This window comes from Sphingobium sp. S6 (assembly GCF_905120495.1).
In the GTDB taxonomy this organism is placed as follows: domain Bacteria; phylum Pseudomonadota; class Alphaproteobacteria; order Sphingomonadales; family Sphingomonadaceae; genus Sphingobium; species Sphingobium agri.
The window spans coordinates 1,116,026-1,136,636 of sequence record NZ_CAJHOG010000001.1 but is presented as its reverse complement, the minus strand read 5'-3'; the positions used below and the strand labels follow the sequence as shown (position 1 = coordinate 1,136,636).

The window sequence follows — 20,611 nt, the reverse complement described above, 5'->3', positions numbered from 1 at the left end:
CGGATTCATCTGGCGTTCAGGTCAGGCGGCGGGCTCCGCGTCGGGCCGGGAGCCCATTACCAAGGATATATGAGGCCATAATAGGAGAAGACGGTGCGGCCATATGTGTCGTCATAATCCGGCGGCGTGTCGGGCGTGTGACGGGGTGCGCTTTCCAGCACGTCCTTGCTGAGATCCACGACATAGCCGCCCTTATCGGTGTCATAGCTCAGCATCGACCAGGGGATGGGGTAATGATCGTTGCCAAGGCCGAGGAAGCCGCCGAAGGAAAGCAGGGCATAGCGGACCTGCCCGCTGCGCTTTTCCACCATGAAGTTGGAGATATGGCCGAGCCTTTCTCCTTGCCGGTTGTAGACGGCGGTTCCTTCCACACGGTCGGAGGCGATGAGGTCACTGGAATTTTGGATTGCGGGATCAGTCATCGTCACCCTCCTGCATCATAATGCGCTAGACTCATGAAACCGGGGAGGATCAGCGGGGTTCCCACTCTTCGAAACAGGAGGACGAGATGAAGATCAATCGCAGCGGATCGGCGGTATGGAGCGGCGGCCTGAAGGACGGCAAGGGCGCGATTTCGACGCAGAGCGGCGCTCTGGACGCGCACCCTTATGGCTTTGCAATGCGGTTCGAGGGCGTGCCGGGCTCCAACCCGGAAGAGTTGATCGCAGCGGCGCATGCGTCCTGCTTCACCATGGCGCTGTCGATGATCCTTGGCGAAGCCGGGCTGACGGCGGAGAAGATGGAAACCAATGCCGTCGTCACGCTGGAGCAGCAGGAGGGTGGCTTTGCGATCACGGCCAGCAAGCTGACGCTGAAGGCCACGATCCCGGGCGCCGATGACGCCCAGTTTCAGGAACTGGCGGCGAAGGCGAAGGAAAATTGTCCCGTGTCGAAGCTGCTGAAGGCTGAGATTAGCCTGGACGCGGAACTGCTAGGCTGAGGCGGGTCGGCGGGAGCGTATATGTTCCCGCCACGCGATGTAGAGGCCGCTCAGGATGATGAGCGCTGCGCCGATCCAGGTCGTGTACATCGGCCATTCGCCCCAGATCAGCAGGCCGAGCATGGTCGACCAGATGATCGTGCTGTAATCCATCGGCAGCACGACCGACACGGGCGCATGGCGCAGCGCCCCGGTCATGCACAGTTGCGCCACGCCCCCGGTGATGCCGACGCCCATCAACATGGCCCAAGTGATGGGATCATGTGCTTTCCCGACGAAAAGCATCAGGATGCCGAGGGGCGGGATCGAGAGGATCGTGAACCAGAAGACGATGCCGCCCGTCCTTTCCGTCCGGCCGAGGTCGCGGAGCAGCAGGCCGATGCAGGCGGTGATAACGGCGGCGGAAAGCGCGACGGCGAGGCCCATTGGCGGGAAGTGCATGCCGTCCGGGCGGACCATGATGATGATCCCGATGAAGCCCAGCAGGATGGCGGCCCAGCGATGCGGGCCGGTTGCCTCCCGCAGCAGGAGCGCAGAGAGCAGGGTGGCGAAGATCGGCATGGTGAAGCCGATCGCCGTTGCCTCGGTCAGGGGCAGCAGCAGGTATGAGCCGAAGTTGAGGACCATGCCGGTGAGACCGAGCACGGTGCGGCTGACATGCGCGCCGAGGCGGTTCGTGCGAACCGAGGCGAGACCGTCCGTCATGGCGACCCAGGTGACGATCAGCGGCAGAGCCAGCGCCTGGCGGTAGAAGATGAGTTCGATCAGGCTGACGCCGCGCGTGCCGACGACTTTGCCCAGCGCGAACATGACGGCCATGAACATCATGGCCAGCAGGCGCAGGCCTATGCCCTTGAGCGGATGCTCTTCGCGGACCGGCGGCGGTGGCGGAAGCTCTTCGGGCGGGCTGATAGGGGCGGGCGGTTGCACGCGGTTCGCTTTAACCGGCGGACACGGTCACGCAACCACCGGGCGGATAAATTACGATTTATGCGGTGGATAGCGGCTGGGTTGCCGCTATCTCGGGTGCAGGATCAGAGGCAGGCTTCCAGGAAGGGTTGGTCGAAACCGAACTGCCGGGCCTTGTCCAGCGTGTAAGGGCGCAGGCCCATCGATCGATATTCGCCGACAATCTTACCGCTGTCATCCTCGTCATGATATTCGAACTTGAACAGTTCCTGGGTGACGATGACGTCGCCCTCCATGCCGATGACTTCGGTGATGTTGGTGACGCGGCGCGAACCGTCGCGCAGGCGCTTCACCTGCACGATGAGGTCGACGGAGTCGGCGATCTGTTTCGAGATGGCCTCCTTCGGAATCTTGATGTCGCCCATCAGGATCATGTTCTCCATACGGCCGAGGCATTCGCGGGGCGAGTTGGAGTGGAGCGTGCACATGGAGCCGTCATGGCCGGTGTTCATCGCCGCGAGCAGGTCGAAGCATTCCGCGCCACGAATTTCGCCCAGGATGATGCGGTCGGGGCGCATACGCAGGGCGTTCTTGACGAGATCGCCGATGGTGATGGCGCCTTGGCCCTCCAGGTTCGGGGGCCGGGTTTCGAGCGGGAGCCAGTGCGGCTGTTGCAGGCGCAGTTCGGCCGCATCCTCGATGGTGAGGACGCGCTCGCCCGGGTCGATCATCTTCGACAGGGCGTTGAGCATGGTGGTCTTGCCCGAGCCGGTGCCGCCCGAGATGACGATGTTCATGCGCGATGCGCCCGCGATCTTGAGCGCGGTCGCCATCTTCGGGCTCATCGCGCCCCATTGGGCGAGCATGTCGATGGTGATCGGCTTGGCGGAAAATTTACGGATCGAGATGGCGGTGCCGCGCAGCGAGAGCGGCGGCACGATCACGTTGACGCGGCTGCCGTCGGGCAGGCGGGCATCGGCGAGCGGCGTGGTCTGATCAACGCGGCGGCCGACCTTGTTCACGATGCGCTGCGCGATCTGGAACAGATGCTCCTCATCGCGGAACTTGATCGGCGCGATCTGGAGCTTGCCCTTCTTTTCGATATAGGTCTGTTCCGGGCCGTTGACCATGATGTCGCTGACGTCGGGATCGGCGAGCAGTTCCTCCAGCGGGCCGAGGCCGAGCAGTTCGTCGACCAGCACCTTTTCCAGCGCGAATTGTTCGCGGCGGTTGAGGGTGAGTTTGAGCTCGGCCAGCACCTCCATGATGATGGGGCGGAATTCCTCGGCCAGTTCATCCTTGCTGAGGGTGGCGGCGGCTTCCGGATCGACGCGTTCCAGCAGGCGGGGGAGGACCTGTTCCTTGATCTTGTGGACGGAGGCTTCGAAGCCTTGCGGCCCTGCATCGGCTACATGTTCGGCGTTGGCGCGGTCCGACAGGCGTTGCAAGGCGTCGGCGTTGCGCTGCATCTGGGTCGTGGGAGCGGACAGCGGATCGGCCGGGCTTTCGCTGGCGGGCAAGGGCGCCATGTCGAGCGGAGGAAACTGGTCGCCGCCGCGCGCTTCTTCACGCGGTGCGCCGCCCTGCATGGGCCGGGCGACGCCAAAACCCGGCTTGATACCCGCAGGTCCATTTTTCCGTCCAAACGCGCTCATAATTCTCCGCCGGCATGTTCCGATCGATCGAGCCAACCACAAAGAGACCGATCAAATATGGCTGGAGATGGTGAATAGGCCGGAAACTTTGACAAATGGCTAATGGCCGAGGCGAGCGTGCTCCGTGCCGCAATGCAAGAAGGCCGCGTTCCTTGGCGAACGCGGCCTTCTTGGGCAAACGGATCAGGAGGTGCGCTTTGGCTTAGCCAGCATGCTCCGCAAGGACGGTGAGGCCCTTTTCATTGACTTCAGCGAAGCCGCCCTGGACGGGGATGACTTCGGGAGCCGAACCGGCCGAGGCGAAAATCTGGATCGCGCCGTCGCGAACGGTGGACATGAAAGGCGCATGGCCCTCCAACACGCCGAAGTCGCCATCGGTGCCGGGGACGACGACCTGATAGACCTCTTCCGAGCGGACGAGCTTTTCCGGGGTCACGAGTTCGAAATGCAGTGCCATTTTCGCTTCCTTAGCCCCTCCCTTTCAAGGGAGGGGTTGGGGTGGGTCGATTGCGAAGCAATCGTTGCAACTTTTCGGGATAGGTCGAAGCTCGCGCCGCTCGCGGCCCACCCCTAACCCCTCCCGCTTGCGGGAGGGGGACATTGTGGAGCTTAAGCCGCTTCGGCAGCCAGCTTCTTTGCCTTTTCGATGGCTTCGTCGATGCCGCCGACCATGTAGAAGGCGTTTTCGGGCAGATGGTCATATTCGCCTTCGACCACGGCCTTGAACGACTTCACCGTGTCTTCGATCTGGACGAACTTGCCCGAGATGCCGGTGAAGACTTCGGCGACGTGGAAGGGCTGCGACAGGAACTTCTGGATCTTGCGCGCGCGGGCGACGGTGAGCTTATCTTCTTCCGAAAGCTCGTCCATGCCCAGGATCGCGATGATGTCCTGAAGCGACTTGTACTTCTGCAGGATCGCCTGAACCGCACGGGCGGTCTCATAATGCTCCTGGCCAACGACGCGGGGTTCCAGAACGCGGCTGGTCGAGTCCAGCGGGTCGACCGCCGGATAGATGCCCAGTTCCGAAATGGCGCGGTTGAGAACGGTGGTGGCGTCCAAGTGCGCGAAGGAGGTCGCAGGCGCCGGGTCGGTCAAGTCGTCTGCGGGGACGTACACGGCCTGAACCGAGGTGATCGAACCCTTGTTGGTCGAGGTGATGCGCTCCTGCAGCGCGCCCATGTCCGTCGACAGGGTCGGCTGGTAGCCCACGGCCGAAGGAATACGGCCGAGCAGAGCCGACACTTCCGCGCCCGCCTGGGTGAAGCGGAAGATGTTGTCGACGAAGAAGAGCACGTCCTGCCCTTCCTGGTCGCGGAAATATTCCGCGATCGTGAGGCCCGACAGAGCGACGCGAGCGCGGGCGCCCGGGGGCTCGTTCATCTGGCCATAAACCAGCGCCACCTTCGAACCTTCGCTGATCGCGTTGCCGTCGGCGTCCTTGGCGATAACGCCTGCGTCGAGGAATTCGTGATAAAGGTCGTTACCTTCGCGGGTGCGCTCACCAACGCCCGCGAACACGGAGGTGCCGCCATGGCCCTTAGCGATGTTGTTGATCAGTTCCTGGATGAGCACGGTCTTGCCGACGCCCGCGCCGCCGAACAGGCCGATCTTGCCGCCCTTTGCGTAAGGGGCGAGAAGGTCGATGACCTTGATGCCGGTGACGAGGATCGACGCGTCGGTCGACTGATCGACGAACTCCGGCGCCTTGGCGTGGATCGGGGCGGTGACGGTGGTGGCGACAGGGCCACGCTCGTCGATCGGCTCACCGACGACGTTCAGGATGCGGCCGAGCGTCGCCGGGCCGACGGGAACGCTGATCTGCGCGCCGGTGTCGGTGACTTCCTGACCGCGGGTCAGACCGTCGGTCGAGTCCATCGCGATGGTGCGGACGGTGTTTTCACCCAGATGCTGGGCGACTTCCAGAACAAGGCGGTTGCCGTTGTTGCTGGTTTCCAGCGCCGAGAGAATAGCGGGGAGCGCATCGGGGAAGGTCACGTCGACGACGGCGCCGATGACCTGCGAAATGCGGCCTACATTGTTGGTGGTTGCCATGACTGCTTCCTTGCGTGCGTGATCTTAAAGGGCTTCCGCGCCCGAGATGATTTCGACCAGTTCGGTGGTGATCGCGGCCTGACGGCTGCGGTTATACTGGATGGTCAGCTTGTTGATGAGGTCGCCGGCGTTGCGGGTCGCATTGTCCATGGCGGTCATCGATGCGCCCTGTTCGGACGCGTTGTTTTCCAGCAGCGCCTTGAAGATCTGTACCGTGACGTTGCGCGGCAACAGGTCGTCGAGGATCGCTTCCTCGCTCGGTTCATATTCCACCGTAGCGCCGATGGCGTTGCGGTCGGCATCGGCAGGGATCTTCACCGGGATGATCTGCTGTTCGGTCGGAATCTGCGCGAGCGCGGACTTGAACTGCGAGTAGAAGAGATGCGCGACATCGAACTTGCCGTTCAGATACATGTCGGTCAGTTCATGCGCGATTTCGGACGCCTGGTTGAAGCCGGGTTCCTTGACACCGGTGGTGTCGAACTGCGCGACGATCATGCCGGGGAAGGTGCGGTTGATCACCGGACGGCCCTTGCGGCCGATCAGGTAGAAACGAACGGTCTTGCCCTGCGCGATCAGCTCGTCCGCCTTGGCGCGCGCAGCCTTGACGATGTTGGCGTTGAACGCGCCAGCAAGGCCACGGTCGGAGTTGGCAACGACCAGCAGATGGACGTCATCCTTGCCCGTGCCGGCGAGCAGCGGCGACGCGCCTTCGCCCGAACCGCCTGCGATCTTCGACGCGAGGCTGGCGACGACGGCTTCCAGACGGCTGGAATAGGGACGCGCTGCTTCGGCGGCAGCCTGCGCCTTGCGCAGCTTGGCCGCGGCGACCATCTGCTTCGCCTTGGTGATCTTCTGGGTCGATTTCACCGACCCGATGCGGATCTTCAGTTCCTTGAGGCTGGCCATGACGAACCTTCTGTTCGTCATCCTGACGAAGGTCAGGACCTCTGGCCTCCAGGTTGAACCTTCGAGGCCTGAGATCCCAGCCTTCGCTGGGATGACGGATTATCCTTTACGCAAACGTCTTGCCGAAGCTGTCGAGCGCGGCCTTCAGCTTGCTCTTGGCGTCGTCGCCCAGATCCTTGCTGTCGCGGATCGCGGCGAGAACGTCGGCATGGTCGTGACGCAGATAGGCGAGCATCAGCTCTTCGTAGCGGGTCACGTCCTTGACGGCGACGTTGTCGAGATAGCCGTTGGTGCCGGCGAAGATCGACGCGGTCTGCTCTTCGAAGGGCAGCGGCGAGAACTGAGCCTGCTTCAGCAGTTCAGTGAGGCGCGCGCCACGGTTCAGCAGCTTCTGGGTCGAAGCGTCGAGGTCCGAACCGAACTGGGCGAACGCCGCCATTTCGCGGTACTGGGCCAGTTCCAGCTTGATCGAGCCCGAAACCTTCTTCATCGCCTTGGTCTGCGCGGCGGAACCGACGCGCGACACCGACAGACCGACGTTAATGGCCGGACGGATGCCCTGGTAGAAGAGGTTGGTTTCGAGGAAGATCTGGCCGTCGGTGATCGAAATCACGTTGGTCGGAATGTAGGCCGACACGTCGCCTGCCTGCGTTTCGATGATCGGCAGCGCGGTCAGCGAGCCAGCGCCATTGACGTCGTTCATCTTGGCAGCGCGTTCCAGCAGGCGGCTGTGGAGATAGAACACGTCGCCGGGATAAGCTTCGCGGCCCGGAGGACGACGCAGCAGCAGCGACATCTGACGATAGGCGACGGCCTGCTTGGAAAGGTCGTCATAGACGATCACGGCATGCATGCCGTTGTCGCGGAAGAATTCGCCCATGGTAACGCCGGTGTAGGGCGCCAGATACTGAAGCGGAGCGGGCTCCGAAGCGGTCGCGGCGACGACGATCGAATATTCCATCGCGCCATTTTCTTCGAGTTGCTTGACGATCTGCGCGACGGTCGAGCGCTTCTGGCCGATCGCGACGTAGATGCAGTAGAGCTTCTTGCTTTCATCGCCGGAAGCGTTGACGCCCTTCTGGTTGATGAAGGTGTCGATCGCGACGGCGGTCTTGCCGGTCTGACGGTCACCGATGATCAGCTCGCGCTGGCCACGGCCGACGGGGACGAGGGCGTCGATCGCCTTGAGGCCGGTCTGCACGGGTTCGTGCACCGACTTGCGGGGGATGATGCCCGGAGCCTTGACTTCGACGCGCTTGCGCTCGGTGTACTGGATCGGGCCCTTGCCATCGATCGGGTTGCCGAGGCCATCGACCACGCGACCGAGCAGACCCTTGCCGACGGGCACGTCGACGATGGTGCCGGTACGCTTGACGGTGTCGCCTTCCTTGATCTCGGCGTCCGAGCCGAAGATCACGACGCCGACATTGTCGGCTTCGAGGTTGAGCGCCATGCCCTGCACGCCATTGGCGAACTCGACCATTTCGCCCGCCTGGACGTTGTCGAGGCCATGGACGCGGGCAATGCCGTCACCCACGGTCAGCACGGAACCGACTTCGCTCACCTGCGCTTCGGTGCCGAAATTGGCGATCTGGTCCTTGATGACCTTCGAAATTTCTGCGGCGTTGATATCCATGTTCAGCCTTTCATCGCCTGGGCGAGACTATTCAAACGGGTGCGGATGGAGGAATCGATCATCTGGCTGCCGATCTTGACGACCAGCCCGCCCAGGATCGCGGGATCGACCTTTGCATCGAGCGCGACTTCGCGGCCGACGCGCGCCCGCAGATTCTGCTGCAGGGCGGTAACTTGGTTCGAATCGAGCGGATGCGCGCTGGTGACTTCCGCGCGGACTTCGCCCTTGTGATTCGATAGCAGCGTTTCATAGGCGCGGATAACCGCGGGCAGCTGCGAGAGGCGACGGTTAGCCGCCAGAACGCCCAGGAACTTGGTCGTCAGCGCGTCGATCCCCATGGAGGATGCGACCGCCGCGATCGTCTTGCCCGCCGCGTCGCGGCTGAGCACGGGATTGTTGATCAGGCTCTTGAAATCAGCCGATTCGGCAATCGCCGCCTTGATCGCGCCGAGGCTGGCCGCCACGGTGTCGAGGGCGTTGCCGTCGCGAGCCAGATCGAACAGCGCAACCGCGTAGCGTCCGCTGAGGCTGGCCTGAATGCCGCCGGTAGTCTCCACGCGCTTACCGTCCTCCAATTGATTTGCCGGTCATGCAAAAAAGAGGGGCGCGGTCTATCCGTCCCGATCCCCTGTTGCCGGGCCGGTTAGCAGCGGGATTATGACTATGCAAGCCATGGAACGCGATTCCGTCACAAGGATGGAATCGAAGCGAATGAGCGGCGCGCTTTACCGCGCGGATCGCTTCAGTTCGCCGGGTCGGCCGGGGCGAGCCGTCCCTTGCGGCAGCGGTAGACCAGGCGCTCGTTGGGCTGGGCGGGCAGGAGTGCGCCAAGGTCGCTGCGCAGCGAGGCTATGCGGGCGAGGAGATCGGGATTGTTGCCGCATTCCTTGATCGGCCCATCCTTCAGCAGCGCGCGTGCCTTGTCCATCGTGTCGCCATCGGGCAGCCAGCGCTGGACGCGCAATGTGCCGGTTGCGGGGTCGAAGCGGCTCAGCGCGATGAAGTTGCCGCTTTCTGGGATGGTGGCGCGTTCCCAGTCATTTCCGGCGGTCACATATTGGCTGTTGCCATTGGCGCAGCCGGACGCGGTCCAGTTGAAGGGTATGTCGTTCGCCTGCGATATGGTGACGCGGCTGCGATCGAGATCAATCGCGCAGATATTTTCGCCTTCCCACGCATAGGCGCTGTTGCCCGTGACCTGGTTGCTGGCGGCGAGCTTTACCCGGTCATCGATGCTGGAAAAGCTGGGCTTCAGGAAAAACAGCGCGAGCGCGCCGAACAGCAGCACGCCTCCGCCCGCGAGGAGCCATGTGGCGCGGCGTTCGCGGCCCTGGCTATAGAAAAGCCCGCCTGCGCCAAGGCCAAGCACTGCCAGCGCCAGCAGGACAGCCGCGCCCGCCATCGCATTTTCACGGCCGGAGATGACGTCGCGCTCGGCGGCGTCGCGGGCCTTGTCGAGTTCAGCTTCGCGGGCATCGGCCTTGGCGCGCTCGGATTGTTCGCTGCGCTGCGCCTCTCGCTGCGTCAGCATGGCTTCGGCAGCGTCCGCCTCCGCCATGGAGCGGCAGGGGACGACGGTATGGAGCGAGGACACGCCCGCCTGACGCAGGAAGGATGCCACTTCGCGCCAGGACACGGCAAATCCGAACTCCGCGTCATTGCCGTCCGAGATCGATCCGAAGCTGTTGACGCCGAGCACCCGGCCGCAATCATCCACCAAAGGCCCGCCGCTGTTCCCGGCAGCAAGGGGTGCGGTATGGAGGATCGTGTCGAAGCTCTGGCTGGAGCGGCCGGAGGACACATTGCCGCTGGTCTTTACGGTGCCGAGCGGTTCGATCATCTGCTTGAGACCAAGGCCCTGCGCGCGGTCGACATTGCCGGGATAGCCGATCGCCGTCACATGCTGCCCGTCGCTGACGGCGCCGCCGTAGAAGGTGCTCACCGGCAGGCGGCCTTCCTCCAGCTGGATGAGCGCGAGGTCGTTGCCGGGCGAATAGGCGATGACGCGGCCGCCATAGCTTTTGCGCCCTTCCGAAGGGATGACGCCGATGACGAGGTTCTTTTCCTCGCGCGTCAGTTCAACGACATGGGCGTTGGTCAGCACTTTGTCCGGCGCGACCGCAAAGCCGCTGCCATGGCCGACGAAATAGGCATCGCTGCCATCGGTCGCCACGATGGCGATGCGGACGACGCCGCGCGCGGCGGCGGCGATGTCCTGCTGTTCCGCCTGCGCGGCGACAGGCGAGGCAAGGGCTAGCAGGAGGCAGAGGCGGCGAAGAAATGCGACCATGATGCGGCGCATTCATATGGTAAAGCCCGGCGGAGGCAATGGCAGAATTGCTTTGAGCGCAAGGCGTGGGAAGGCTGGCCCGATCGCGCCTGCTATCCCATATGGATGAACCAGATGACCGACCTTTCCGCCTCGACGCCATTGGCGCTGGATGATGATGCCTGCTGGGACGCGTTCCTGCGGCGGGACCGGGCCATGGATGGGCGCTTCGTGGGCGCGGTGCTGACCACCGGCATCTATTGCAAGCCGAGCTGCGCGGCGCGGCATCCGCGGCGGGAAAATATGATCTTCCTGCCCGATCCGGCTGCGGCGCGGCAGGCTGGATTTCGGGCATGCCTGCGCTGTCTGCCGGATGAGGTCGGGCGGGACAGGGTCGCCGTGGAGGCGGCGAAAGCCTTCATCGCGGCTTCAGAGATAGCGCCCTCGCTGGAACAGGTCGCCGCGCATGCGGGCTATGCGCCGCATCATTTCCACCGGCTGTTCAAGCGGGAGACGGGGCTGACACCGGCCGCCTACGCTCGATCTCTGCGTGCGGAACGGCTGAAGGCGGCGCTGGAAGAAGAGGGCAGCGTCACCAGTGCGATTTATGAGGCGGGATATAATGCGCCCAGCCGCGCCTATGCCGATGCGGAGCGGCATCTGGGTATGAGCCCAAGCGCCTGGAAGGATGGCGGGCGGGGCGTCACGATCCGTTATGTGGTGATGGGATCCAGTTTGGGGCCTGTGTTGGTCGCGGCCACGACCAAAGGGCTTTGTCGGGTCAGTTTCGATGAAGGCGAGGACGATTTGCGGCGACGCTTTCCCAAGGCGGAGATCTTGCCGGGCGATGGGGCGTTGAGCGCGCTGGCGGGGCAGGTGGTGCAATTGATTGAGGAGCCGGGGCGGCCGGTTGATGTGCCCATGGACGTGCGCGGCACCGCCTTTCAGCAGGCGGTGTGGAGCGCGCTGCGGGCGATCCCGGCGGGTGAGACGCGCAGCTATGGGGAGATTGCCGCTGCCATCGGGAGGCCGGGCGCAGTACGTGCGGCTGGGACTGCTTGCGGGGATAATGGGCTGGCGGTGTTGGTCCCCTGCCATCGCGTGTTGCGCGGCGATGGGAGCTTGGGTGGCTATGCCTATGGCGTGGAGCGGAAGAAGGTGCTGCTGGAGCGGGAAAGAGGAGTCGAGTGAGGGGCGCTTTTGGGTGGCTTTGCGACTGTCCGTTATCAGGCAAATCAGCAAGAAACCGGACCATCGCTGGCGAGGCTTACTGATCAATTCGCTTGAGCACGGGGACACAGTCGAAGGATTTGTTTCCTGCCGGTTTGGAACGCAGCCTGATTGTGCTGCTTCGCAAAGCGAATAGCTGAATTTGATCGCTGGATTTCTTGGGCTGTGTAGTATTCGCCTTCGCGCCAGTCGGCATCGTGCAACGGTAAGAACGTTGATTTAAGTAAGGAGCGTAATTCCTCTTCTTCCTGCTCACGCTCTTCTTTTTGAGGTAAAGGGCGACGCCAATCTATGGGTTCATGCCTTCGCATCTCCAAATGTCGAGACAGATGGATCGAGGCGATTTGCGGGTCGCAATTCAGAATACCGGGAGTTCCGTACCGAGCCACCACGCCGTCGGCGCGATGATAATATAGGATGACGGCCTTCTGGGTAGAACTATCAACATCATTGGCTTGGCCAGTGTGGTCGGAGCAAGCGGTGCCCGCAATAGACATTGATATAGCTAGCAAGGGGAGGGCGAATCTCATCGCAATAAGCTAACCATGATTGACTAACGGCAGCTTTAGCGATCAGATAATAATCTCTTTGGCGTCCGCAAATGGTCATGAAAAGTCATCGCTCATTGCGTTCGTCACGCGATCGTTTCAGCCGCTCCATGATCGCCTGCCGCTGCGCCTTGCTCATGCCGCGCCAGCGCGCGATTTCTTCGGTTGTGCGGCCGCAGCCGGTGCAGAAGCGGCCTGCTTTGTCCAGCTTGCAGATGTTGACGCAGGGGGTCTCCATCACATGAAGCTGTAGGGATCGACATCCACGGCGACGCGCGTTCCTGATTTCCAAGTGATGTTGTCCAGCCACTCACGGATTGCCGCCTGCACGTCGATCTGGCGGCTGGCGTGGATCAGCAGGCGGTGGCGGTGGCGGCCGCGCAGGACGGAGAGGGGCGCGGGCGCGGGGCCGTAGACGCGCATGCCGTCGATCGGCGGGGCGGACTTGCCGATCAGGCGGGCGACCTGGGCGGCTTCATCGGCATCCTCGCTGGAGATGATGATGGCGGCGAAGCGGCCGAAGGGCGGGGCGTTGGCGCGGCGGCGGTTCTCCGTCTCCACTTCGTAGAAGCGTTCCGAATCGCCCGCGATCAGCGCCTTGATGACTTCGGCTTCGGGCATGCGGGTCTGGATGAAGACGCGGCCGGGCTTTTGTCCACGGCCCGCGCGGCCAGCGACCTGGACGATCTGTTGAAAAGTGCGCTCGGATGCGCGCAGGTCGCCGCCTTCAAGGCCAAGGTCTGCGTCGATAACGCCTACGAAGGTGAGGTTGGGGAAATGATAGCCCTTCGTCACCAGTTGCGTGCCGATGATGATGTCGACCGCGCCCGCCTCCACCGACTTCACGAACTCGGCGGCCTTGGCTGGCGACCAGAGCGTGTCCGATGTGACGATGGCGGTGCGCGCCTGTGGCCAGAGCGCCTTCACCTCGTCCGCGATGCGTTCGACGCCGGGGCCGCAGGCGACCAGGCTGTCCTCTTCCTTGCACTCCGGGCAGAAGCGGGGCGAGGGGATGACATGGCCGCAATGATGGCAGGCGAGGCGCTTGGTCAGGCGATGTTCGACCATCCAGGCGGTGCAATTGGGGCACTGGAAGCGATAACCGCAATGGCGGCACAGCGTCAGCGGCGCATAGCCCCGGCGATTGAGGAAGAGGAGGCTCTGTTCGCCCTTCTCCATCGTCTCGTCGATCGCCTTGATGAGGGGCGGGGCGATCCAGCGGCCGCGTTCCGGCGGGTCGGTGAGGAGGTTGATGCCCTCTATGCCAGGCATTTCCGCGCCGCCGAAACGGGCGGGCAGCTTGATTTCGCGATAGCGGCCAAGTTCGACCTGATGCCGCGTTTCGATGGCGGGGGTGGCCGACGCGAGGATGACCGGGAATTTTTCCATGAGCCCGCGCATCACTGCGACGTCCCGGGCGTGGTAATGGACGCCGTCTTCCTGCTTGAAGCTGGCCTCATGCGCTTCATCGACGACGATGAGGCCGAGATTGGGATAGGGCAGGAACAGGGCGGAGCGGGCACCGACGACGACTGCCGCTTCACCCGAAGCGATGGCGCGCCATGCGCGGCGGCGTTCGGATTGGCGCAGGCCGCTGTGCCAGCTGATGGGCACCGTGCCGAAGCGCTTTTCGAACCGTTCGAGGAAAGGCTCGGTCAACGCGATCTCGGGCAGGAGGACGAGGACCTGACGGCCTTCGCGAATGGCGGCGGCGATGGCTTCGAAATAGACTTCGGTCTTGCCCGAGCCGGTGACGCCGTCGAGCAGGAAAGGGGCGAAGCCGCGTTGGCGTACCGCGTTCACGAACTCGGTTGCGGCGCTGGCCTGTCCGTCGGATAGCTGCGGCGGCGCATGATCCGGGTCCGGGCGGGGGAAGGGGGTGTCGATGCTGACTTCGACCGCTTCAAACGCGCCTGCTTTTACCAGTCCACGGATGACGGCGTCGCTGACGCCGCCGATCAGCGCCAGTTCGCGGATCAGGCCCTGCCGCTCGCCGATCCGGTCCATCGCCTGGGTGCGCTGATCAGTCATGCGGTCGGGCAGGTCGCCAGTGGCGCGATATTCGATGACGGTGCGCGCGCCCTCCAGCGCCGACATGGACGCCAGCGTCATGCGCAGCACCGATGCGATGGGCGCGAGATAATAGTCCGCCGTCCACTCGATCAGGCGGCGGAGGGTTTCGGGGATCGGAGGCGCGTCGACTGGCCCCACGATGTTGCGCAGGCGGTTGTCGCCGACGCTTTCGACATCGGGGAAGCTATCCTCTTCCCACACCACGCCGATAAGCTGACGGGGGCCGAGCGGGGCGACGATGATGCTGCCGGGCTGCACGGTCATGCCGTGCGGCACGCGATAGTCGAGCGGCCCAAGGGCGGCGTTCAGCAAGATGACACGGGCGCGCGAACTCATCCGCCTCTCCCTATCGCCTCAAGGGCGGGAGGCAAGGCGGCGCGTTCAGATTTTCCAGCTGAGGGTGAGCCAGGGGATATGGGCGACGGCGTCGGGTGCGTTGTCGCGGAAGGTCTGTTGCCGCATGTAGAGCAGCTGCGCGTCCAGCGATCTGCCGAGCGGCTGGCGCATGCCGACCTGCTGGCGCATGACGGCAAGGCCGGTCTTGTCGCTGGGCTTCGCGCGGTTGAGGTGGAAGAAGAATTCCGTCGCGGCGATGAGGGTAGGGGCCTTTGATGAGCCGAGGGGAATGGACGCCTGAACCCTCTGACGAAGCCGTCAGCTTGGCCGGTCGGCCGTGTCGAAGAAGCGTTGCTCCATCCGGGTGCGGGCGAGGAAGATGCCGCGCGTAAAGGTGGCCTGCTGGAAAAAGCGCAGCTCCTGCTCCGGTTCGGAGTGGAAGAAGGCGATGCCGCCGCCGATCTGGACGCCCTTGGCTATGCGATGGTCGATGAGGATGCGGGCCGTCTGCTGCTCTCCATTGGAGCTGTCGCGGCGGAAACGCTGACTGAGGTCGAGCGTGATCGTGTCGGCTGGGGTGGCTGTAACGACCAATGATTCGGTGATCCAGGCTTGCGACTCTTCGGTGGCAGCAGCGGCGGGCGTGGCGCAGGCTGCAGCCAACGGGAGAAGCGCGCCCTTGATGTGGTGCGGGCGCATATGGCGGTGCATCGATCGGTCCTTTGGAAAGGTGCCGCCGTCATAATGTTACGGAGCTGTTTCCGTAAAGCCTGCCGCTGGCAATAATGGCTAAAGGCGGGATCAGCCGCTAAAGGGGAGCCGATTCGCACATCCCGCCCGGAGCAGACCCCATGAAGTTCTTCGTCGATACCGCCGACACCAACGAAATCCGCGACCTGGCCGCCACTGGCCTGCTGGACGGTGTCACCACCAACCCGTCGCTGATCCACAAGTCGGGCCGCAAGTTCGTGGAAGTGGTCGAGGAAATCTGCGCCATCGTCGACGGCCCCGTCTCCGCCGAAGTCGTCGCTCTCGACCATGAGACGATGATGAAGGAAGCCGCCGTGCTGCGGAAGATCGCGGACAATGTCTGCATCAAGGTGCCGCTGACGATCGACGGCCTCAAGACCTGCAAGGCGCTGACCAGCGAGGGCGTACAAGTGAACGTGACGCTGTGTTTCTCCGCCAACCAGGCGCTGCTGGCGGCGAAGGCGGGCGCGACCTTCATTTCCCCCTTTGTCGGGCGGCATGATGACAATGGCTTCGACGGCATGAAGCTGATCGAGGACATTCGCCTCATCTACGACAATTATGCGTTCGACACGGAAATTTTGGTGGCAAGCGTGCGCCACCCGATCCATGTGCTGGAAAGCGCGAAGATCGGCGCGGACGTAATGACGGCGCCGCCTTCGGTCATCAAGGCGCTGTTCAACCATGTGCTGACCGACAAGGGCATCGCGGGGTTCCTGGCGGACTGGGAGAAGACCGGGCAGTCGGTTCTTTAAGTCCAACGGGGGGCATCCCCTCGCAACCTCTGACCCGCTGCGTCATTCTCTCCCTGAAGGAGAGGTGCGATGTTCGTCGCGGTTTATTGGTGGCGGGTGCATCCCGGAAAGGAAGATCAGTTCCGCGCGGCATGGCGGCGGGGAACTGACCTGATCCGGGAGAAATATGGCAGCTACGGATCGCGGCTCCATCGCGACGCGGATGGGCGCTTCGTCGGCTATGCGGAATGGCCGGACGAAGAGACCTGGCGGGCGGCGTTCGACCGGAAGATGGTCTATGACGAGCCGGAAACCCGCGCCGCCTTTGTCGATGCGATCGCTGAAGTGCCAGCGGACGCCGACCCGATCTTCACCATGATGGTGACCGACGACCTGCTGATGCGGGCGCGGCCGGACGACAGTCCGCTCGATGGCGAATAGGAACGGCCTTGATTTCGGATGGGGGTTCCTGGCGGCGGCGATCCTGATCGCCGGGCTGCTGATGCTGCTGTTTGGCTGGCGCTTGTAAGCGGATGGCGACCCCGACAGGATTCGAACCTGTGACCATTCGCTTAGAAGGCGAATGCTCTATCCAGCTGAGCTACGGGGCCGCACCGGCGCTTCGATAGCGGGGCTTGTGCCCGCGCGCAATCATGCCTGCCATTGCAATTGCGCGGCAGGCCGATATGCAGGGGCCCCATGACCGATTTGGGGGTTCGGAAAATCGATGCGCAGGCGCTTCGCGAGCGGCCGATGCGCTATTTCGATTTCTTCATCGCGGCGTTCGTCGCCATATTGCTGCTGTCGAACCTGATCGGAGCGGCCAAGCTGTCTACCGTGGGCGGCTTTACATTCGGTGCTGGCATCCTTTTCTTTCCGCTCGGCTATGTGCTGGGCGACGTGCTGACGGAAGTCTATGGCTATGCCCGTGCGCGGCGATGCGTGTGGGCGGGTTTTGGCGCGATGCTGTTCATGGCGCTGATGAGCTGGGTGGTGGTGAAGCTGCCGCCTGCGGAAGGCTGGCCGGACCAAGCAGCTTATGAGGCGGTGTTCGGCAATACCTGGCGCATCGTCTTTGCGTCGCTTGCGGCATTCTGGGCAGGGGAGTTGGCGAACAGCTTCGTACTTGCCAAGATGAAGCTGCTGACACAGGGCAGGCATTTGTGGATGCGGACGATCGGATCGACGATCGTCGGGCAGGGGGTGGACAGCCTGCTCTTCTATCCGCTCGCCTTTTTCGGGGAATGGAGCAATGCGCAGGTGCTGACCGTGATGGTCACCAACTGGCTGATGAAGGTGACATGGGAAGCGGTGCTGACGCCTTTGACCTATGTTGTGGTGAACAGCCTGAAGCGCGCCGAGGGGCTGGACGTCTATGATGAGGGGACGGATTTCACGCCGTTTCGGACGAAGCTTTAGGGGGCTGGAGATCCCAGCTTTCGCTGGGATGACGAGATTTTAGTAGGCCGCCCGCACAAAATACAGGCCATCGGGCGGCGCGTTGAGGCCTAGAGCCGCGCGGTCCTTCGCATCCCGGGCGGCGCGCATGTCGTCGATCGTCCAGCGGCCCATGCCGACCAGCGCGAGACAGCCCACCATCGAGCGGACCTGATGGTGGAGGAAGGAGCGCGCTTCGGCATGGATGGCGATCCGGTCGCCTGTCCGTGCCACGTCGAGGCGATCGAGCGATTTGAGCGGGCTTTCGGCCTGGCAATGAGCGGAGCGGAAGGTGGTGAAGTCGTGGCGGCCGACGAGGAGCTGGGCGGCTTCCTGCATTGCGTTCGCGTCGAGCGGCTGGATGACGCGCCAGCACAGGCCATCCTCGAAGGTCAGCGGCGCGCGGCGGTTGGCTATGCGATAGACATAGGCGCGGCCGACGCAGGAAAAGCGGGCGTGCCAATCATCGGGCACCACTTCGCAGGCGAGGATCGCGACCGGATTCGGCCGCAGGCGTGCGTTCATCGCTTCCATCAGGCGGAAGGGGGCGATCGGCTTGTCGATGTCGGCATGGGTGCGCATGGCGAGGCCATGGACGCCTGCATCGGTGCGCCCGGCGGCGTGAATGACTGCGCGCTCGCCGGTGATTGCGTGGATGGCATCCTCCAACGCCTGCTGGACGCTGGGGCCATGTGATTGCCGTTGCCAACCCATGAAGGGGCGGCCGTCAAATTCCACGGTGAAGGCGAAGCGGGTCATGAGCGGGGTGGCGCGATCTCAATCCTCTCATACGTCATCCCAGCGGAAGCTGGGATCTCGGCAGAGGGAGCGCCACATGGCCTGAGATCCCAGCTTTCGCTGAGATGACGGGGTGGGGGTGAGGCGACGTTAGCCATCGACGCGCGACCCAGCGGGCATGTCATATCCACGGAGCAGTTCGCCCGGAGACATGGCGCCCTTGCCTGCGCGCTGGATGAGGGCGGGACGGATCGCGCCGTGACCGCAGCCGATGAGCAGGCTGTTGTCGAGGAGTTCGCCTGGCTGGCCGTCATGCTCCTCGACATGGGCGGCGAGGATGCGGAAGCGTTCTCCGCGATACTCCAGGAAGGCTCCGGGCATGGGGTTGAAGGCGCGGATCTGCCGTTCAACCTGATGGGCGTCGCGAGAGAAGTCGATGCGCGCCTCGCTCTTGTCGATCTTCGCCGCATAGGTGACGCCATCATCCGGTTGGGGGACAGGGGGGTGTGCGGGGAGGTCGTCCAGTACCTCCACCATCAATTCCGCGCCTGCCTGCGCCAGTTCGGCAGTGAGGGTGCCCGCCGTCTTGTCCTCGATCGGGGTCACATGTTTTGCGCGCATCGGGCCGGTGTCGAGGCCAGCCTCCATGTCCATGATCGTGACGCCGGTTACATTGTCGCCTGAGAGGATTGCCCGCTGGATGGGAGCTGCGCCGCGCCAGCGGGGCAAGAGCGACGCGTGGATGTTGAGGCAACCAAAGCGGGGCGCATTCAGCACGGCGCGCGGCAGGATCAGGCCATAGGCGGCCACCACAGCGACATCGGCGTTCAACGCGGCGAAGGCGGATTGCACCTCCGGGTCCTTGAGCGAGACGGGCGTGCGCACCTCTATGCCCATCTGCTCTGCCCGGGCCTGGACCGGGGAGGGACGCAACGCCTTTCCGCGCCCGGCGGGACGGGGCGGCTGGCTGTAGACCGCAACGACCTCGTGCCCAGCCTTGGCCAGCGCGACGAGGGCGGGGACGGCGAAATCCGGGGTTCCCATGTAGATGATGCGCATAGTGGCCTCTCAACTCTTTTGACCCCGGACTTGCAAGCCCCTATCTCGGTTCCATGGCTTCTCCAGAGATCGATGCGCTGACGCAGGCGCTGTCCCGCCTGCCAGGCCTTGGCCCGCGTTCGGCACGGCGCGCTGTGCTGCATTTGCTGAAGAAGCGGGAAAGCGCGCTCGAACCGCTGCTGCGCGCGCTCGATGCGGTGAACGATCGGCTCGTGACCTGCGGCATTTGCGGCAATGTCGACACGGTAGACCCTTGCGGCATTTGCGCGGACCCGCGCCGGGACGCGCGGGCGATGTGCGTGGTGGAGGATGTCGCGGACCTGTGGGCGCTGGACAAGTCGCGGCTGTTTCCGGGCCGATTCCATGTGCTGGGCGGTCGATTATCGGCGCTGGAGGGAGTGCGGCCGGAGGACCTTTCCATCGACGCCCTGATCGCGCGGGTGGAGGCGGGCGGCATCGACGAGGTGGTACTGGCCATGAACGCGACGCTGGAGGGGCAGACGACGGCGCATTATCTGGCAGAGCGGCTGGAGCGCTTTCCGGTGCGGCTGACGCAGCTGGCCCATGGGGTGCCGGTGGGCGGCGAGCTTGATTATCTGGACGAGGGGACTTTGGCACAGGCGCTGCGGGCACGGCGTCCCGTTTCGTGAGCTTGGCGGTCGCTTGAAAAAGCCCGCCATTGCGGCTATTTTAACCACATGGCCATTCTTCCGATCCTTGAGGCGCCCGATCCGCGCCTGCGTACCATTTCGTCTCCGGTGGAGGCGATCGATGACGATCTGCAGCGCCTGATCGACGACATGTTCGAGACCATGTACGACGCCCCCGGCATCGGCCTGGCTGCGATCCAGGTCGGCGTACCCAAGCGCGTGCTGGTGATCGATTTGCAGGAGCCCGAATCGGACGAGGAGGGGGCACCCTCGGTGAAAAAGCCGATGGTGTTCATCAATCCCGAGATTCTGGAAGGCTCGGCGGACCTGTCGGTTTACAATGAGGGCTGCCTGTCGGTGCCTGACCAATATGCCGAGGTCGAGCGCCCCGCGACGATCCGGGCGAGCTGGATGGACCGGGACGGGCGCATCCATGAGGAACAGCTTGAGGGTCTGCTGGCAACCTGCCTGCAACATGAGATGGATCATTTGCAGGGCGTGCTGTTCATAGATCATCTGTCGCGGCTGAAGCGCGACATGCTGCTGAAGAAGCTGACGAAGGCGCGCAAGGCGGCTTGATGCGTCCTTAAAAGGTTGCGGAAACGCTCTGGCTCTACGGCTGGAGCGCTTTTTCTGTTGATATATTGATGACCTTCAGCTCACTAGCCCCTCCCGCAAGCGGG

Annotated in this window: 21 protein-coding genes, 1 tRNA gene and 1 pseudogene; 7 read left to right on the top strand and 16 right to left on the bottom strand. The window is 63.5% G+C overall.

Features of this window, described 5'->3' with window-relative positions:
• Positions 1 to 56: 56 nt before the first annotated feature.
• The gene (locus tag SPHS8_RS05855) at positions 57 to 422 is read right to left on the bottom strand and encodes a PRC-barrel domain-containing protein (protein WP_201514648.1); all 366 of its coding nucleotides are present in this window, start codon (positions 420 to 422) and stop codon (positions 57 to 59) included.
• Positions 423 to 508: 86 nt separating this feature from the next.
• Here SPHS8_RS05855 and SPHS8_RS05850 point away from each other — a divergent pair, with 86 nt between their 5' ends.
• Positions 509 to 940: an OsmC family protein gene (locus SPHS8_RS05850; protein WP_201514647.1), complete on the top strand. Its 432-nt coding sequence runs from the start codon at positions 509 to 511 to the stop codon at positions 938 to 940.
• Here SPHS8_RS05850 and SPHS8_RS05845 read toward each other — a convergent pair.
• The 8 genes from SPHS8_RS05845 to SPHS8_RS05810 form a co-directional block, all read right to left on the bottom strand.
• Positions 932 to 1,768 (bottom strand): DMT family transporter, encoded by an 837-nt coding sequence (locus tag SPHS8_RS05845; protein WP_201514886.1) that lies wholly within the window; start codon positions 1,766 to 1,768, stop codon positions 932 to 934. The two genes, SPHS8_RS05850 and SPHS8_RS05845, sit on opposite strands and share 9 nt — an antisense overlap.
• A gap of 206 nt (positions 1,769 to 1,974) precedes the next feature.
• On the bottom strand, positions 1,975 to 3,504 hold the full coding sequence (locus SPHS8_RS05840; protein WP_201514646.1) for a CpaF family protein: 1,530 nt from the start codon (positions 3,502 to 3,504) through the stop codon (positions 1,975 to 1,977).
• A 202-nt stretch (positions 3,505 to 3,706) separates the two neighbouring features.
• Positions 3,707 to 3,961, bottom strand: coding sequence for an ATP synthase F1 subunit epsilon (locus SPHS8_RS05835; RefSeq protein ID WP_066524624.1), 255 nt, complete (start codon positions 3,959 to 3,961; stop codon positions 3,707 to 3,709).
• 152 nt (positions 3,962 to 4,113) lie between these two features.
• Positions 4,114 to 5,559 (bottom strand): F0F1 ATP synthase subunit beta, encoded by a 1,446-nt coding sequence (gene atpD, locus SPHS8_RS05830; protein WP_097092011.1) that lies wholly within the window; start codon positions 5,557 to 5,559, stop codon positions 4,114 to 4,116.
• A gap of 24 nt (positions 5,560 to 5,583) precedes the next feature.
• Entirely contained in the window at positions 5,584 to 6,468 is an 885-nt protein-coding gene (locus tag SPHS8_RS05825) for a F0F1 ATP synthase subunit gamma (RefSeq protein ID WP_097092010.1), read from the bottom strand.
• Positions 6,469 to 6,574: 106 nt separating this feature from the next.
• Positions 6,575 to 8,104 carry a F0F1 ATP synthase subunit alpha gene (gene atpA / locus SPHS8_RS05820; protein WP_201514645.1) on the bottom strand — a complete coding sequence of 510 codons (1,530 nt, stop codon included), beginning with the start codon at positions 8,102 to 8,104 and terminating at the stop codon, positions 6,575 to 6,577.
• Between the two features lie 2 nt (positions 8,105 to 8,106).
• The gene (locus SPHS8_RS05815; protein ID WP_097092851.1) at positions 8,107 to 8,661 is read right to left on the bottom strand and encodes a F0F1 ATP synthase subunit delta; all 555 of its coding nucleotides are present in this window, start codon (positions 8,659 to 8,661) and stop codon (positions 8,107 to 8,109) included.
• Positions 8,662 to 8,846: 185 nt separating this feature from the next.
• Positions 8,847 to 10,394 (bottom strand): S1C family serine protease, encoded by a 1,548-nt coding sequence (locus SPHS8_RS05810; protein ID WP_201514644.1) that lies wholly within the window; start codon positions 10,392 to 10,394, stop codon positions 8,847 to 8,849.
• Between the two features lie 105 nt (positions 10,395 to 10,499).
• Between SPHS8_RS05810 and ada the strand changes: the two genes are divergently transcribed.
• Entirely contained in the window at positions 10,500 to 11,564 is a 1,065-nt protein-coding gene (gene ada / locus SPHS8_RS05805) for a bifunctional DNA-binding transcriptional regulator/O6-methylguanine-DNA methyltransferase Ada (RefSeq protein WP_201514643.1), read from the top strand.
• 83 nt (positions 11,565 to 11,647) lie between these two features.
• On the opposite strand, the gene SPHS8_RS05800 is transcribed toward ada, so the two are convergent.
• From SPHS8_RS05800 to SPHS8_RS05785, 4 genes and pseudogenes are all read right to left on the bottom strand, one after another.
• A complete protein-coding gene (locus tag SPHS8_RS05800) occupies positions 11,648 to 12,100 on the bottom strand; it encodes a hypothetical protein (protein ID WP_201514642.1) in 453 nt (150 codons plus the stop codon).
• A gap of 118 nt (positions 12,101 to 12,218) precedes the next feature.
• Complete coding sequence (locus SPHS8_RS05795; protein WP_201514885.1) at positions 12,219 to 12,389, bottom strand: DUF1289 domain-containing protein; 171 nt, start codon at positions 12,387 to 12,389, stop codon at positions 12,219 to 12,221.
• On the bottom strand, positions 12,389 to 14,560 hold the full coding sequence (locus SPHS8_RS05790; RefSeq protein WP_201514641.1) for a primosomal protein N': 2,172 nt from the start codon (positions 14,558 to 14,560) through the stop codon (positions 12,389 to 12,391). Before SPHS8_RS05790 ends, SPHS8_RS05795 begins: the two co-directional genes overlap by 1 nt.
• Before the next feature lie 45 nt (positions 14,561 to 14,605).
• Positions 14,606 to 15,259 (bottom strand): annotated as a pseudogene (locus SPHS8_RS05785) (DUF2490 domain-containing protein).
• Positions 15,260 to 15,411: 152 nt separating this feature from the next.
• On the opposite strand from SPHS8_RS05785, the gene fsa reads away from it, so the two are divergent.
• Both fsa and SPHS8_RS05775 read left to right on the top strand, forming a co-directional pair.
• Positions 15,412 to 16,065 carry a fructose-6-phosphate aldolase gene (gene fsa / locus SPHS8_RS05780; protein ID WP_097092004.1) on the top strand — a complete coding sequence of 218 codons (654 nt, stop codon included), beginning with the start codon at positions 15,412 to 15,414 and terminating at the stop codon, positions 16,063 to 16,065.
• Between the two features lie 69 nt (positions 16,066 to 16,134).
• Positions 16,135 to 16,485, top strand: a complete 351-nt coding sequence (locus tag SPHS8_RS05775) for an antibiotic biosynthesis monooxygenase family protein (protein ID WP_201514640.1) — start codon at positions 16,135 to 16,137, stop codon at positions 16,483 to 16,485.
• A gap of 93 nt (positions 16,486 to 16,578) precedes the next feature.
• On the opposite strand, the gene SPHS8_RS05770 is transcribed toward SPHS8_RS05775, so the two are convergent.
• Positions 16,579 to 16,655 (bottom strand) — tRNA-Arg (locus SPHS8_RS05770).
• 88 nt (positions 16,656 to 16,743) lie between these two features.
• On the opposite strand from SPHS8_RS05770, the gene SPHS8_RS05765 reads away from it, so the two are divergent.
• Complete coding sequence (locus SPHS8_RS05765; RefSeq protein WP_201514639.1) at positions 16,744 to 17,463, top strand: queuosine precursor transporter; 720 nt, start codon at positions 16,744 to 16,746, stop codon at positions 17,461 to 17,463.
• A 39-nt stretch (positions 17,464 to 17,502) separates the two neighbouring features.
• Here SPHS8_RS05765 and truA read toward each other — a convergent pair whose 3' ends face one another.
• Both truA and fmt read right to left on the bottom strand, forming a co-directional pair.
• Entirely contained in the window at positions 17,503 to 18,240 is a 738-nt protein-coding gene (gene truA, locus SPHS8_RS05760; protein ID WP_201514638.1) for a tRNA pseudouridine(38-40) synthase TruA, read from the bottom strand.
• A gap of 129 nt (positions 18,241 to 18,369) precedes the next feature.
• Positions 18,370 to 19,278 (bottom strand): methionyl-tRNA formyltransferase, encoded by a 909-nt coding sequence (fmt, locus tag SPHS8_RS05755; RefSeq protein WP_201514637.1) that lies wholly within the window; start codon positions 19,276 to 19,278, stop codon positions 18,370 to 18,372.
• 53 nt (positions 19,279 to 19,331) lie between these two features.
• On the opposite strand from fmt, the gene recR reads away from it, so the two are divergent.
• Together recR and def are read left to right on the top strand one after the other, a co-directional pair.
• On the top strand, positions 19,332 to 19,928 hold the full coding sequence (recR, locus tag SPHS8_RS05750) for a recombination mediator RecR (protein ID WP_201514636.1): 597 nt from the start codon (positions 19,332 to 19,334) through the stop codon (positions 19,926 to 19,928).
• Between the two features lie 48 nt (positions 19,929 to 19,976).
• Complete coding sequence (gene def / locus SPHS8_RS05745) at positions 19,977 to 20,507, top strand: peptide deformylase (protein ID WP_097091998.1); 531 nt, start codon at positions 19,977 to 19,979, stop codon at positions 20,505 to 20,507.
• Positions 20,508 to 20,611 lie beyond the last annotated feature (104 nt).

What these genes read in the sequence shown, in the direction of transcription:
- fmt (WP_201514637.1), bottom strand. Translation starts at nt 19,278, where the DNA reads ATGCGCATCATCTACATGGGAACCCCGGATTTCGCCGTCCCCGCCCTC.
- fsa (WP_097092004.1), top strand. Translation starts at nt 15,412, where the DNA reads ATGAAGTTCTTCGTCGATACCGCCGACACCAACGAAATCCGCGACCTG.
- SPHS8_RS05795 (WP_201514885.1), bottom strand. Translation starts at nt 12,389, where the DNA reads ATGGAGACCCCCTGCGTCAACATCTGCAAGCTGGACAAAGCAGGCCGC.
- SPHS8_RS05765 (WP_201514639.1), top strand. Translation starts at nt 16,744, where the DNA reads ATGACCGATTTGGGGGTTCGGAAAATCGATGCGCAGGCGCTTCGCGAG.
- ada (WP_201514643.1), top strand. Translation starts at nt 10,500, where the DNA reads ATGAACCAGATGACCGACCTTTCCGCCTCGACGCCATTGGCGCTGGAT.
- SPHS8_RS05810 (WP_201514644.1), bottom strand. Translation starts at nt 10,394, where the DNA reads ATGGTCGCATTTCTTCGCCGCCTCTGCCTCCTGCTAGCCCTTGCCTCG.
- SPHS8_RS05800 (WP_201514642.1), bottom strand. Translation starts at nt 12,100, where the DNA reads ATGTCTATTGCGGGCACCGCTTGCTCCGACCACACTGGCCAAGCCAAT.
- SPHS8_RS05850 (WP_201514647.1), top strand. Translation starts at nt 509, where the DNA reads ATGAAGATCAATCGCAGCGGATCGGCGGTATGGAGCGGCGGCCTGAAG.
- SPHS8_RS05855 (WP_201514648.1), bottom strand. Translation starts at nt 422, where the DNA reads ATGACTGATCCCGCAATCCAAAATTCCAGTGACCTCATCGCCTCCGAC.
- def (WP_097091998.1), top strand. Translation starts at nt 19,977, where the DNA reads ATGGCCATTCTTCCGATCCTTGAGGCGCCCGATCCGCGCCTGCGTACC.
- SPHS8_RS05825 (WP_097092010.1), bottom strand. Translation starts at nt 6,468, where the DNA reads ATGGCCAGCCTCAAGGAACTGAAGATCCGCATCGGGTCGGTGAAATCG.
- recR (WP_201514636.1), top strand. Translation starts at nt 19,332, where the DNA reads ATGGCTTCTCCAGAGATCGATGCGCTGACGCAGGCGCTGTCCCGCCTG.
- truA (WP_201514638.1), bottom strand. Translation starts at nt 18,240, where the DNA reads ATGACCCGCTTCGCCTTCACCGTGGAATTTGACGGCCGCCCCTTCATG.
- SPHS8_RS05790 (WP_201514641.1), bottom strand. Translation starts at nt 14,560, where the DNA reads ATGAGTTCGCGCGCCCGTGTCATCTTGCTGAACGCCGCCCTTGGGCCG.
- atpD (WP_097092011.1), bottom strand. Translation starts at nt 5,559, where the DNA reads ATGGCAACCACCAACAATGTAGGCCGCATTTCGCAGGTCATCGGCGCC.
- atpA (WP_201514645.1), bottom strand. Translation starts at nt 8,104, where the DNA reads ATGGATATCAACGCCGCAGAAATTTCGAAGGTCATCAAGGACCAGATC.
- SPHS8_RS05840 (WP_201514646.1), bottom strand. Translation starts at nt 3,504, where the DNA reads ATGAGCGCGTTTGGACGGAAAAATGGACCTGCGGGTATCAAGCCGGGT.
- SPHS8_RS05775 (WP_201514640.1), top strand. Translation starts at nt 16,135, where the DNA reads ATGTTCGTCGCGGTTTATTGGTGGCGGGTGCATCCCGGAAAGGAAGAT.
- SPHS8_RS05845 (WP_201514886.1), bottom strand. Translation starts at nt 1,768, where the DNA reads ATGATGTTCATGGCCGTCATGTTCGCGCTGGGCAAAGTCGTCGGCACG.
- SPHS8_RS05835 (WP_066524624.1), bottom strand. Translation starts at nt 3,961, where the DNA reads ATGGCACTGCATTTCGAACTCGTGACCCCGGAAAAGCTCGTCCGCTCG.